The organism is Ulvibacter sp. 2210JD10-4 (genome assembly GCF_058148525.1).
Map to the genome: position 1 here is coordinate 1 of NZ_JBYVJZ010000030.1, position 275 is coordinate 275.

A 275-nucleotide genomic window follows, 5' to 3' on the forward strand; every position below is an offset into this window, starting at 1 on the left:
GTCTATTTTGGAGACAAAGCTGTTTTTATTCAGCCTATTAAAGTGATCAATGCGGAAAACCTAAAAATAAATGTAGAAGTATACTACTCGGTTTGTGATGATGAAAAATGCCTTCCACCGGATACTAAAACCTTTGAGTTAGGACTTCCCGATGGAAGTGCTACTGCAACCACCGAAGAACTTACCGAGGCCGACCTTGAAAAAACAGCAGCATTGAATGTAGATATTAAGGGGAAAGAAAATTTTGAACCGGACGACGAAGAATCCGAAAAAGG

The 275-nt window shown here is 39.6% G+C and carries 1 pseudogene; it reads left to right on the forward strand.

Annotated elements, in window-relative coordinates:
- Positions 1-275: pseudogene (locus ACY2RT_RS15355) on the forward strand (hypothetical protein); the annotation flags it as partial.